This is a genomic window from Bacillus sp. RB3, from assembly GCF_030164735.1.
In the GTDB taxonomy this organism is placed as follows: Bacteria; Bacillota; Bacilli; order Bacillales; family Bacillaceae_G; genus Bacillus_A; species Bacillus_A cereus.
Map to the genome: position 1 here is coordinate 81699 of NZ_JASNGE010000018.1, position 13137 is coordinate 94835.

The following is a 13137-nucleotide window of genomic DNA, read 5'->3' on the forward strand; positions in this document are numbered from 1 at the left end:
TCTTTAATGAGAATGAATTTCTAACTGTTTCTCCTACCTATAAAAAGAAGAGGTTATTATGAAAAATAATTCACATGGAATTTTGAATACAATAGATAATGGATCACATTCTTTAGTAACAAAAGAATATCTAGAAAAAAATTTTGTTATCTTTTTAGAGGGTTTTTCATGTAATGATGTCATTAAGAATGACGAAAACTATAACTTTCAAAAAATAATACAAACATATGTAGTATTCTTTAAAAATATGATGTTAAATAAAATTGATTTTTTTGGTAATGTTAAGAAGGTTTCTGAATGGATAATGCTTGATTTAGAAAAAAGACTATACCAAGTATTAAGGCCATCCTTAATTGTATACATAAATAAACTTAGGGTAGAAAATGCTTTAAGAGGAATGGATACCAATGAAGAATATAAGTATTTTACAAAGAACTTCTTTCATTTTAAAAAATTTTATATGAATTTTTTTAAAATATTACCCGTATTAAACGAAAAAATTTTTACAATCATTGAAAATGAAATAAATTATATGATTTGGTTGCAAGGTGCTCTTGAAAAAGATCAAAAAGAAATTCATAAAATGTCGGGTTTTAATATTATGCATGTAGAAAAAGTTATTAACCTAGGTGACTACCATAATAATGGAAAGAGAACAATTCTTTTAGAAGATAAATTTAATAATAAGGTAATTTTAAAACCAGTCGATTTGAAAAATTCTATACTATATCATAGTTTAATTAATCAACTGAATAAAGATTTAAATACGGATATCTTTATTCCGCAAGTAGTTAATAAAAGAAATTATGGATATATGGAATACATTAATCATGAATCATGTGAATCTAATGAGCAAATTAAAGATTATTATTATAATTTAGGTGTAGTGCTTTCGGTAATGTATTTGATTAATGGAAGTGACATACATAATGAAAATATCATAGCTAAACAATCCTCACCAGTCATAATTGATTTTGAGACATTAGGAAGTACATTAAATCCAAGTGTTACTGAAGAAACCAGTAGTTTTATATTATCTAATTCAGTATTAAATTCTAGAATGCTACCTATAAGGTTTAGTGGAGGTAGGGAGGTAATAAGAGATTACAGTGCAATTGGGAGAGTAATGAAGTCTTTGGTAAAAACAATTAAAATAAAAAATGAATTTACATCGAATCCAATTGAAATAAGAGAAGAGACAATAGTAGAAGATACGGTTCAGAATTTACCGTTTTTTAACGATGATATATACGAGTATGATAATTATATAGATGATATTATTAAAGGTTTTGAGAATGCATATAACTCAGTTTTAAAAAACAAAGAGGAGTATATGTGTATATTAAAAAATAGTGTTTCTAAATGGAATTATCGAAAAGTATATCGAAATACAAAAGTCTATACCCTTTTATTAGATAGACTAAATGTTCCGGATTTATTAGAGAATAAATTAAAGACTATAAAATATTTGCGGAATATTCTTGAAAAAAACATATACTTGGCTACTAGGAAAGATATTATTCAAAAAGAGATAGAGGCACTATTATCCTATGATGTTCCATATTTCTTTAATAAGTATGAATGGGAGTCTTGCGGAAGTTTATCAAATAATGAAATAGATCTAGAAACAAAATTTAAAAAAATTTCATATGCTGACTTTTTATTACAAAGAAAAATTATAGAAATATCCCTTTCTAATCAAAATGATAATCTATATAAGCTGAATACAGTAAAGGAAACAATTAATTTTCGAACTAATTTACCTACAAATAAAATAAAGGAAGCAATTACAGGGAAAATTCTTGATGGCAGTTATATATCAAAAGACGGTGCTGTAGATTTTATTGGATTAAAAACAAATTGGCAAGGGGAGCTTGAGATAAACCATTTGAATAGTGGAATATATGATGGATTATTGGGAATAAGTTCATTATTGAGAAATAATGCTGATCCTAATCAGATTGAAATTATAAATAAACTTGAACAAAAAGCCCTGCAAGAAATATTAAACAAAAATAAAAATAATTATGGTTTTGTAAATGGTGTTAATGCAATTATTTCTTACTATTTAACAAATTTACCACATATAACATCTATCGATGAAAGATTGATATTGCAAATATTTATGGATGTCAACTCTGATATTGAAAAAGGTAAATATAGCGATAAGCATTTTGATATATTAGGGGGTTCAGCTGGTCTAATTTTAACGGCAGTTAAGTTCTATCAAATTAATCCTAATTATAAAATATTGCTTAAAGTGGCTGAAAATCTCGGTGACTACATTGTCAATAATATGCAAACACATAATGAATTTGTATATTGGAAAGCTCACGATACTCTAAATTTAGAGGATTCATTAAAGGGGTTTGTTCATGGATTATCAGGACAACTTCTCGCATTTTATAAGTTAAAAGGCATATTAAAAACAAATAAGTACGATAGAGTAATACATGGTATACATAAAAGTGAGAAAATGAGTATGAGTGAATATGAGTATACAGATAGCTGGTGTAAAGGATTTAGTGGAATGGGAATCTCGAGAATTAAAATTTTAGAATCGTATCAAAATGAGGATATACAATCAGATTTAATTTTTTTTAAAAAACAAATCTTAAGTACATTACATGAAAATAGTGATTATTGTTTATGTCATGGTTTAATGGGGAAACTAGACTTTTTATTGGAGCTAGAAAATAGAGGTATGCTCGAGCGCAATGAAAAACAAATTGTTATGAAAGTAACAAATAACTTTTTGAATAATTTTGATATAGAAGATTTTAATCCTCATAAAATCGCATTATTTACAGGGCTAGGAAGTATTTTGTATTTTTTACAAAGGTTAGAGGATAATAAACTAAATAGCATTTTATACTTTAATGCCTAGAATAGGTGATAAATATGTTAAGGAAGAAAATTAAATTTATACCGCAAATGACATCTTTTGATTGTGGGCCTAGTTGTCTAGCAATGATTATGCATTATTATGGTTCAGCAGTACAAGCTTCGGAAATTAGAAATAGTAAAATTATCAATAAAAAATCGGCATGGAGTTTGTTGGATATTAAAAAAGTTAGTAAATCGTATGGACTTTCTGCAACTGCATATAGGATAGAAAATATAACTGATTTACAAAGGATACAAAAGCCGATGATAGCATTTTGGGGCTTTAATCACTTTGTAATTATTGAAAGGGTTAAAGCAAATAAATTTTATATTGTAGATCCTAAGGCAGGGCCGATGATAATTGATATAAGAAGTTTTGAGGAAATGTTCTGTGACTATATCCTAGTAATAGAAAACAAAAAAGATATACAGCCAAATACTAAAAGGCGTGAAAAACATATATTACTTAGATATATTGATCATTTTGTATCTCCTAGCCAGATTGTTTTATTAGCACTATTAGCATTGTTAGCACAAATCTCAATTCTTGCTTTCCCCTTTATTTTGAAAAAGTTTATGGATATTTTGAATGCTTCAAAGGAAGTGGATGTAAGATACCTTTTAATTATTTTGGGAAGTTTAATCGTTGTTATAGGGATAAAATCTATAACTTCTATTATAAAAGTAAACTTTCAGAAAGAAATTGATAGAAAAAGTACAACAAAAGTTTTTGAGCATATGTTTAATACCCCCATAGAAAAAATTACTACACGTCATGCAGGGGATTTAAATGTAAGAATCATGAGCCTAGAATCAATACGAGGATATATTTTAGAGGATCTAATTGAAATGATTATATCAATAGTAGTTATCATTCCATTATTGATGTATCTATTATATACTGAGACTTTTTATACTTTAATATTGATGTTTTTTATTGCTAGTTCCCTATTTATCAATATTTCCTTAGGGAAATTCATATATAATGCTAATTTAGTCGAAACGTATTACCTAGGAGAACATAGAGGGAAAATTAATGAATCATTAAAAGCGATGTATTATGTAAAGGCTACAGGGATTTTTTCTAGAATTAAATCTGTATGGCAAAAAGATTATAATAAATACTTAGATACAGTACATAAACGAGCGCTAAAACAAAATGCTTTAGAATCATTTAATAGTTCCCTATCAACAATATTTATTATCATAATGCTTGCTGTAGGATTTTATAATTTTAGTAAAGGAGAAGGGGATTTAAGTAATATTTTCTTCTTTATTGCTATATCTAGTATTATATTTTCTCCGGTTTCAACAATTATAGGATCAATTTTAAATTGGAATTCAGTTAAACCACTTTTATTAAGAACTTTAGATATCTTGGAAGAGGAACTAGAAAAAGATGGATCGGATACTAAAGTAAACATTCTTAGAGGATCGATTCAATTTAATAATATTTCGTTTAGTTTTGATGACAAAAAAATAATAGAAAACTTAAGTTTGAACATTAAAAATAACGAAAGTATTGCTATTGTTGGAGAAAGTGGCAGTGGTAAGTCCACTTTAGCTAACTTATTATTAAAATTGCATACTCCCGATAAGGGTAATATATTAATAGACGATAGAGATATTAAAGATTGGAACAGTGAGGAACTAAGAAAAAATGTAGGACTAATGACTCAGGATGGAGTTTTATTTAGAGGAAGTTTATCTGAGAATTTATCTTACTTTGATATAAATTATGATCCTTCAAAAATCCAGGAGTCTATTGATAAATTGAATCTGAGTAATTATATTCAATTTCAAAGTATAAATGATATTTTAATCTCAGAGGGAGGAACAAATTTCTCCGGTGGCCAAAGACAAAGGTTGGCTATGTTACGATTGTTCATGAAAGAATATCCGATTCTTATTTTGGATGAACCAACTAACCATTTAGATAGGGAAACGGCAAATGCTGTTATTGAAAATATATTTGCCATACCATCCACTAAGATTATTATCACTCATGATGAAAATATTTTAGAGCGTGTAGATAGAGTTTATGAACTTACTGATAAAAAATTAAAACAACGAGAAATATTTTCTAAATCCAAATTGCAAACATTAGGTAAAGGGTAAATAGAATATCTAATAGATCAAGAATTTAATAGATACTTACTTTTATTTGAGAATAAGAAAGTGAGGAACAAAATGAAATTAGCAATCCAAACTAAAAATTTAACAAAGTCTTTTGACAATCAATCCATTGTAAGGGATTTAAACTTATCTGTTCCTGAAGGAAGTTTATATGCTTTTATTGGACCAAATGGTGCAGGAAAAACAACAACAATGCGAATGCTATTAGGATTAATTCCATTAGATAAAGGAACGATATTATTTAATAATAAAGATATCAAAGATTGGAAAGAAGAATTATTTGAAAATGTGGGTTGTTTTATTGATTCACCTACCTACTATCCTAATTTGACAGCATATGAAAATTTAGCCTATGTACAAAAAATGATTAATAAGCCTTTAGATGAAATAGACAGAGTATTAAAAATTACAGGAATATATAAAGCAAAAGATAAAAAAGTGAAAGATTTTTCTTTAGGAATGAAACAAAGGCTAGGTATTTCCTTTGCTATTCTTAATGATCCTAAAATACTAATTCTTGATGAGCCGACAAATGGATTAGACCCAGAGGGAGTACACGAGATAAGGCGCTTATTACTTCATTTAGTAAAAAATGAGGGGAAGACAATATTTATTTCTAGTCATAATTTAGCTGAAATTGAAATGATAGCAGATCACATAGCATTACTACATAAGGGTAACTTACTCTATGAAGGGAATTTAAACAGTATTATTACTTCTAGAGAATATATTGTTCATGTTAATGACACTACTGCCACAGAAAGGATTTTAAATACAGAGGATATACCTTATAGCATAGAAAAAGAAGGGGTATTCAAACTAATGATAGATCAAAATAGTGTTCCTAATTTAACCAGAATATTAATTGAAAATGATATAGATATTTTTGAAGTTAGCCCTAAAAAGCTAACATTAGAGGAAGTATTTTTATCTTTAACTAAACAAAAGGAGTTACTATCATAATGCAATTTATCTTTAAAAGTGTGAATAGTGAGATGAGGAAAATTGGTGGGAGAAAATTATTGTTATTTTCTTTGTTTTTTTCATTATTATCAAGCTTTTTGTGTATAAGTTATTTTATTTTTAACAAGAATAATCCCGATATGTTTCAATCTACCAATCTTATAGCAATTACAGTAAACTTTAATACACTAACATTAAGCATTTTTTCTGCTTGTATGTGGTATTTTATCATTTCTTCTGAAAATAAATATGGTACTTGGGCCATTATCTATACAAAGCCAATTTCAAAATTTAAATTATTGGTAGCTAAAAATTTATTGTTTATACTGTTTTATTTAATCTTTAATATTTTAAATTTTTCAGTTATGGGTATCTATATTTTTATAAATGGATATGAAATATCTATACTTTATTTTTTGAAAATGTTGATGCTTTGTACAATTCTATCTTTAGCAATACCATATTCTCAATTACTTTTTCATTTGATTATAAAAAAGGGAATTCTTGCGGCGTCCTTGTCAGTTATTTGGATTTTTTTTAGCGTAACTTATGGATTATTTCCTGTAGTATTCACAAAGACATTTCCAATATTTTATGCATTGAATATAGTAAGTGATGTAATGATGAAAGAAACAACTATTTTAATATATCTTGCAAGTTCTTCAATCTATATTTTAGGAATTATGTTATTAGCTGTGAGTTTTAAATATTATACATATGAATAATAAAGGGTGAAATAAGTGGGTATATTAGGTGAATATAAAAAAAGTCTTCATAATGGATTGTATATCCTGTTACTAGTATTTCTGTTGATACCAATTAGTTTTCAAATCTTTCTAACTGTATCATCTCAATCAAAAGATGGCGTTTTCATGCATATAGCGATTCTAAGTCTTTTTTGTAGATTATTTTTACCTATTGCAATAGGTCTATTAGTGTCATTTTCTTTTGTAAACGAGTTCAGAAGAAAAGGATATATGTCTGCTATTTATCACGGAATCACTTTAAAAACTATATTAAGTAATAAGTTTTTGTTTTGCTTAATAATTACTTTTGGTTATTTAATATGTGCTTTAGTCATAACTAGTATACCTATAGTATTAACGGTTGATAATCTTGGGACTGTTTATCAAAGATTAATTTTTTCTATACTTTTTATGGTGATTAGCTCTTTAACTATTGTGAATTTACATTTTTTAATAAATATAATATTTTATAAAATCCCGTTACTTTCATTATTAGTAGGAGTTATAGGCGGGTTGGGTAGCTTTTTTATCTCTCATACAAACTATTGGATACTGTTTCCTTGGTCATATCCAATTATGAGTCTTTATATCGATAGCATTGAACCAAAACAGTTGTATATTATTCTTATTGTATATCTATTATCATTACTAAGTTGTATATTTATTATTAAAAAATCAATGCAATGGAATTAAAGTTAAATTAAGAAGAGTAGTATTATTAATAATAAAGCGTGTTGTAGTTGCTATAAGCTGTATCTCGATACGTTAAGTGAAGTAATAAGACAAGCTGATTAAGTATTATTGAATTCAAAGAAGTTAAAATATGAAGAATGTAACTTATGTCTGATACAATATCTATTAAAAATTCACCATATGAAAAAGGTAGCTGTACAAAAGTACAGCTACCTTTTTCACAAAATTATTCGTATACAAGAACAATTTTAGCGTAAACTTGCGCTTAATGGCACTTGAGAATAAACTGTGAAACTGTTACCATAAGTACCGTGTTTAGAAAATGAGGAAGAAATTGAACCGTTCCAACTTTTGTAGGTAGCTCCAGATGTATCTGTTCTTAGAAGTACGTTTGAAAAACTAGCTTGGCTAAAAGAATTACGTCCAGTATCTTCAACGCCCTGAACCATTTTTACTGGTTCGTATTGAGAAAATGAGCCATATACAGGCTGATTTGCATATCTAGGGATTCCATTTACATACATAGTAACCGTACCATTGCCGTTATTAATTATTTTAATGTTTACTCGATCACCATCTTTAATTGATGTATCATATTGTGTGTTCCAATACTTATTGTTTTGACCTGATTCATTATATCCTGAATTAAGAAACACTTTATATCCACTTGGTGTTTTTGAAATACCACCTTCAACTTTAGATGCTCCAATACCTAAGTACCAATTCACATATCCATCCTTAACAACAACCGATTTTGGTAGATTTATATCAGCTGTAATTCCAGTATAACTACTATTTGTAACACTTTTTACAGCACCTTCTGTAGCTGCAAAACTTGTAGTTGAAAACATTGATAGAGAAATTAGAAGTGAGCCGACTAGATACATCATTTTTTTCTTACTTTTCCTTAATACTTGATTCATTTTTAAATCCTCCTTATTTTTAAGTATTAAATTGTATTGAAAGTTGGCCAACTAACTACGACTTACAAACCAAAGATACATTAGGTTTAATTTAATGTATATATTTTCCTGTCATAAGTCATTGAAATGTCAAATAAATTAGATGTTTCATATTTATCAATATAGGGGGAGTTGACAGTATGAAGTGTTATGTCTATTTAAAATAAGAAGGCTTTGTTAAAAATAAGATTAAAGCTTATAAATTTGTTGGGTATAATATGTATTACGATTTATTTAGGAGAGATAAATATGGAAGGAATACAGGGGGTTTTTCAAAAGATATATCTCAAATTTTGAGAAATAAAATAAAAACACATGAAATAAATTAATTGTTTGTGTTAAAGAATTTATTGGAATAGTTCGTAGGTAAAGGGAAATATATGATTTAAAAGGCGTAGAATTCCTATATAAAAAGAAGAAAGGGGGTCCAGCTATGGAAAAGATAAGATCAAAGTTAAATAATGCAACTATTAAAGGGGGTATAGGGACATTAAAAGATGAAAATGAATGTTTGCGTATGGAAATCGATTATTTAAAAAAGTTAAAGGACTTACTTCAAAAAGAGAAGAAATTACAGAACAGGACTAAGTGGAAGTTTTAGTCTACCATTCTACGTATAATTATAGTAACGAGAATAGTCCGAAACAAATCTGTTTCGGACTAAGGGTTCAATATTTTATCCATTGTATTCAATGTTTTTTATTAAAAGATTGAATTTTCTGATTTTAAAACTAAGAATAATGTATTACATTAATCAATAGATACTTCTACAGAGACACTAGGTATTGTTGGTGCTGGTGTATCTCCACCATTAGAAGAAGATTGTTGAGGTGAATGTAAACTATTCATGCCACATGCTAATGCACTTATTACTACCATACTTAATACAATCTTTTTTATTTTTTTCATCACTTTAACGCTCCTTTTTTCAAATGTTTCTTACCAGCATTACTGCTAATATAGAAATATTTGCTTGCCTTAACATGGTTATCTGCCTCATAAAATTGAAGTGCTAAAACCTCTGCATATTCTTTTACACAATCCCACATTTCTTCTTTTTCAAAATAAGAAATTGCATCAGTCACTACTTTTTCTAGTTTAATTCTAGGTAATTCTGTGAGTAGTTCATTTAATACTGCAAAACGGTGCTTATATTCCTCATTTCCTGCTTTATTCGTATAGTTTATTCCTTGCTCGATATATGATTTAGCTGTTTCAATGCCTTCTAATTTATAATATGCTCTTGCTAAGACAAATAATGCTTTAAAATGATTCGGTATTTTATTTATAATTTCAGAACTTTGTCGGATCGCCAATGGATATAAATCTTGAATATTATATAACCAGCCTAAATTGTAACGTGCTCTTAATAATAAATGTTCTTCATCATACTTATTAAAAACATCAATAACCGTATTGAGACATTCTTCCGCTTTTTCAAATTCTCTTAGATCTATACATGCTAAACCAAATACATTGTCGCATAAAGCAATATTGATTCCATAACCTACATGGTCTAGGTATATTTCTTTGGCCTTTACTACATGCTGAATCGCTTCAAATGGTTGATAAGATTGATAACAGTAAGTTGAAACTCTATATTCAAACTCGGCTTTTTCTATTTCGTTAGGTATATAGGGTAAAAGTTTCTTTGCCTTTTCATAATGTGTTTTCGCTTCATTATAATTTGCTATAATTGTAAAGTGGATTGCCTTAAAGAAATGATAATAATAAGATAAAAATAAATATTCCTCTTCGATATTAGGGAGTTTTTCTATATTCTTAAAGGAATCTTTTGTAATACTCACTCCATCTACCAAGACTTTATATCTAAAATCTAGTAGTGAGTAATAAAATGATAAATATGGATCAGTTTCTATTACTTTTAAGCTTTCTTTTACTTGTAGATGTGTTTGTTTTGCTTCTTTTACATGATATAAACGAATTTTTTCATACCATTCATTTAATAATTCCATCAATTGCTTATTACTTTTTTCTTGAACAGTCATAATATCCCCCTTTTCTCTGTAAAGGCTTAATCTGATAATAACAGGAAATAGATAGCTTATATGTAACTACGATTTTTTTTCATTAATAATAAGAATATTCTGAATAATTAAGGTATCCTTATTCTATTGATATAGTCAATTTGTTTTAAAACAGACCGTCTGTAATAGGCGGTCTGTTGTTTGTTATGGTCGGCGACTGCTATTCTTTTACTCATCTCATATTATATTTAGTTTAAGAATTGAGAATAGAAGAATAGGATTAAAAAAATTAATGTTTTGCCAAATAATTTATTGAATAGACTTAAAGGGATAAACAGCTCTCCTATGGTAAGGCTTTTGAATTTATTCCTGTTTGGGTTTTTTAACAACTCTTTAAATGTTCGAAAGTTTATTTTATTAACGAAAGACCAATTTGGCATAGCTTTTGTATCTGAATCTATTTTGAAAATGATATGAATACTATGTGGGTGAAAGCCGCCTATACTTAAAATAAGCATAAATCCTAAAATAATGAACCAAGTCATTTTCTAGCGCCTCCTTGCAGTATTTAATATTAAGATATTATTAAGGTTGAGGAAGTGTGCTATTGTCCTTGAAAAATATTGAGAAATTGTTGAGGAAACGATGAGAATGTTGCAATGCAATTAATCGTAGCGTAGTTAACTGTGCTTGTCCTGTTTTTTTTGTAAAAAAGGAAAAGAGAACAGTTGCGTAGACTGTTCTCTTAAGGAGCGGAAGCGCTGAACATTTTTCAATGACAATGATTCAAGCCTTCCAATTATAGTGTGTGCAAATAGTTACAATTCATACTACAAGGCAGCTGTAAATTATTCATACATTAAAATTACTTTATTATAGAGGGAGTGTATTACAAAGTACAAAGAGCACTTTTCAAAAGTGCTCTTTGTACGGCGTACATTAGGACTTGAAAGAGGCATCATTGCAATTCGAAAGGAGATATCTATATACAACATATGAAGATGATTTGAAAAGGTGATGATAAAAACAAAAAGAACAGTAAGGATGTACCAATTGCTCAGATTAAGGGGAATTGGAGAGGGAGGATTTATATTGTTAGGGAGATTTTTGGATGCTATTCCTATTATAATATTGATACACTATTGAGGTGATTAATAAGAGTGATGTCGAAGCGTTTAAGAGAATAGTTTTCTCATCTCGTGCTTTTTGCCAAGCCTGTGGGCACGTTCCTATTTTATTATTACGGCTGGGAATGTCACGGTCAAAGTTAAAGTGCTTTCGACAAAAGAACAAATTAGGCTATTGGAACAAAGTAGTTCTGATTATATTAAACTCATTAATACACTGGTATCTGAAATGGTTGAAGTGAAAAAAAGCACGAAGAAAAATACAAAGGATATTGAAGTCAACCTTCCAAGTGTAGTTAAAAATCAAGCGATTAAAGATACGAAAAGTGTGTTTTCTACAAAAGTGAAAAAGAGTAAATATAAAATTGTTTTGATTCTAAAAAGACCTGTTTGTGTGTGGAATAACCAAAACTACTCATTTGACTTCACACACATTTTAATCCCCTTTGTTGGTGAAGAGGGGAGAAATCTCTCTTCTTTTTTGTTCCATGTAAAGTTCGAAGGTGACTTAAGGGGTAAAAAGGTGGATATGTATTAACAAAAACATGTTTGTTCACTTTCGGTAATTTCTAGAGATATTTTTTTAGGGATAGAATATTATAAGTTCGTAGAAATTGACTATATTACAGGAGCATCCACGCTGGGATATAACGGAGAATTAGAGAGTAAAGTAGGATTTGAAAATATTGTAAAAAAGTTAAAAAAACACTATTCCTTCCTTTAATTTGCAAGAAAGAATAGCGTATTTATTTTGATAAGATTAACAATATAATATAAAGTTTGAAGATTTTCGGAATTAATCCAGAAATCTTTTTCTTACTTCTGGTGACGGTAACATACAATGTTCTTGTTTACCAAACCATCGGTATCTATTTTTTGCGAATTTTTCATAGCAAAAGTTTCGAATCGGCCTTGGAATTAATATAAAAAGAGTGAAAATCTTCCATATACCTTTTAAATTTCTACAAATGTTTAGTATGGCATCTGATTTAATATAACTATTATTTTTATCTATTAATACTATGCTGTCTATTGTTTCGTCTATTTCATACCTTTTTAATAATGTTTTACCTAATGCACTTTGAAGCGATGCAAATTGAAAATATCCTTTAGGATCCCTCTTAATAATGAATTGAATACTCTGATTACAGAAATTACAATCACCATCAAATAATACAATGCTCTTCATAATTTTCTCCTTCCTATAATTATTGGAATTTTATTTAATTATTACCAATATATATTATTTTAGTTTAAAAATTAAGAATAAACAAACTAAAAGGTGAAAAATATCTTAATGCTATGAAAGAATCTTAAAAATTCTAAATATGGGTTTATATATGTTTGCAATTATAGTGGTAATATGTATTGTGAAAAACATATTACCATAGTATAAAGGGGAGAGTATTAAAATTATTCAATAAATTTGTAGTGATAACAATAATTTAACATAAATATACAAAAAAGAGGAATTAATCTAATTATTCCGGAAAATATTTTTTGGCTACTTCAACCTTTTTAAAATTTCTTGAAAGGGTATATTATAGTTAATAGTTTTGAACTAACCCCACTTTCACTTCGTTTAGAAGTGAGGGATTCCTAAGTAAAGAGTTCTATCGAACTCTAATTGATTAGG

General features: G+C 28.1%; 11 protein-coding genes and 1 pseudogene. 7 read left to right on the top strand and 5 right to left on the bottom strand.

Translation table 11 applies throughout. The annotated features are described in order from the left end of the window. The first annotated feature begins 58 nt into the window (after positions 1 to 58). The 5 genes from lanM to QO049_RS20905 all read left to right on the top strand — a co-directional run bounded on the left by lanM (position 59) and on the right by QO049_RS20905 (position 7424). Entirely contained in the window at positions 59 to 2887 is a 2829-nt protein-coding gene (lanM, locus tag QO049_RS20885; RefSeq protein WP_284489436.1) for a type 2 lanthipeptide synthetase LanM, read from the top strand. Positions 2888 to 2901: 14 nt separating this feature from the next. Further along, the gene (locus tag QO049_RS20890) at positions 2902 to 5004 is read left to right on the top strand and encodes a peptidase domain-containing ABC transporter (protein WP_016090586.1); all 2103 of its coding nucleotides are present in this window, start codon (positions 2902 to 2904) and stop codon (positions 5002 to 5004) included. Positions 5005 to 5076: 72 nt separating this feature from the next. Further along, complete coding sequence (locus QO049_RS20895; RefSeq protein WP_098607837.1) at positions 5077 to 5985, top strand: ABC transporter ATP-binding protein; 909 nt, start codon at positions 5077 to 5079, stop codon at positions 5983 to 5985. Continuing rightward, entirely contained in the window at positions 5985 to 6710 is a 726-nt protein-coding gene (locus QO049_RS20900) for an ABC transporter permease (protein WP_021728630.1), read from the top strand. Before QO049_RS20895 ends, QO049_RS20900 begins: the two co-directional genes overlap by 1 nt. Positions 6711 to 6725: 15 nt before the next feature. Continuing rightward, positions 6726 to 7424, top strand: coding sequence for an ABC-2 family transporter permease (locus QO049_RS20905; RefSeq protein ID WP_021728631.1), 699 nt, complete (start codon positions 6726 to 6728; stop codon positions 7422 to 7424). Positions 7425 to 7672: 248 nt separating this feature from the next. Here the strand turns inward: QO049_RS20905 and QO049_RS20910 are convergent, their stop codons facing one another. Then, a complete protein-coding gene (locus QO049_RS20910) occupies positions 7673 to 8347 on the bottom strand; it encodes a hypothetical protein (protein ID WP_021728632.1) in 675 nt (224 codons plus the stop codon). Between the two features lie 472 nt (positions 8348 to 8819). Here QO049_RS20910 and QO049_RS20915 point away from each other — a divergent pair, with 472 nt between their 5' ends. Then, a complete protein-coding gene (locus QO049_RS20915) occupies positions 8820 to 8987 on the top strand; it encodes a hypothetical protein (protein WP_021728633.1) in 168 nt (55 codons plus the stop codon). Positions 8988 to 9136: 149 nt separating this feature from the next. Here the strand turns inward: QO049_RS20915 and QO049_RS20920 are convergent, their stop codons facing one another. From QO049_RS20920 to QO049_RS20930, 3 genes are all read right to left on the bottom strand, one after another. Then, entirely contained in the window at positions 9137 to 9295 is a 159-nt protein-coding gene (locus QO049_RS20920) for a Phr family secreted Rap phosphatase inhibitor (RefSeq protein WP_098607835.1), read from the bottom strand. Next, entirely contained in the window at positions 9295 to 10395 is a 1101-nt protein-coding gene (locus QO049_RS20925) for a response regulator aspartate phosphatase (RefSeq protein WP_097855550.1), read from the bottom strand. Before QO049_RS20925 ends, QO049_RS20920 begins: the two co-directional genes overlap by 1 nt. A gap of 227 nt (positions 10396 to 10622) precedes the next feature. Next, the gene (locus QO049_RS20930) at positions 10623 to 10919 is read right to left on the bottom strand and encodes a hypothetical protein (RefSeq protein ID WP_021728636.1); all 297 of its coding nucleotides are present in this window, start codon (positions 10917 to 10919) and stop codon (positions 10623 to 10625) included. Between the two features lie 694 nt (positions 10920 to 11613). Between QO049_RS20930 and QO049_RS20935 the strand changes: the two are divergent. After that, a pseudogene (locus tag QO049_RS20935) lies at positions 11614 to 11952 on the top strand (RNA-guided endonuclease TnpB family protein); the annotation flags it as partial. Positions 11953 to 12297: 345 nt separating this feature from the next. Here the strand turns inward: QO049_RS20935 and QO049_RS20940 are convergent. Continuing rightward, on the bottom strand, positions 12298 to 12690 hold the full coding sequence (locus QO049_RS20940) for a thiol-disulfide oxidoreductase DCC family protein (protein WP_021728638.1): 393 nt from the start codon (positions 12688 to 12690) through the stop codon (positions 12298 to 12300). Positions 12691 to 13137 lie beyond the last annotated feature (447 nt).